Source organism: Streptomyces aculeolatus, from assembly GCF_020400605.1.
Taxonomy (GTDB): Bacteria; Actinomycetota; Actinomycetes; order Streptomycetales; family Streptomycetaceae; genus Streptomyces; species Streptomyces aculeolatus.
The window spans coordinates 1-296 of sequence record NZ_JAINRD010000127.1 but is presented as its reverse complement, the minus strand read 5'-3'; the positions used below and the strand labels follow the sequence as shown (position 1 = coordinate 296).

At 72.6% G+C, this 296-nt stretch carries 1 protein-coding gene; it reads right to left on the bottom strand.

Annotated elements, in window-relative coordinates:
• The coding region (locus LG396_RS39015) for a polyketide synthase dehydratase domain-containing protein (protein ID WP_225798346.1) at positions 1-296 on the bottom strand (296 nt) is incomplete at both ends.

The window sequence follows — 296 nt, the reverse complement described above, 5'->3', positions numbered from 1 at the left end:
GGGTCGACGGTGACCTGGATCTGCACGCCACCGGCTTCGGGCAGCTCCAACGGCGCTTCCAGGGTGAGGTCTTCGAGGACCGGGCACCCGGCCTCGTCCCCTGCGCGCAGCGCCATCTCCACCAACGCGGCACCCGGCACCAGCACACGACCCTGGATACGGTGCCCGGTCAGCCAGCCGTCACCGGCACGGGAGATACGACCCGTCAGCACCACCGCACCCGACGACGCGGACGTCACCGCGGCACCCAGCAGCCCGTGCCCGAACGCACCGAGCCCCAGACCCGCCGGATCGCC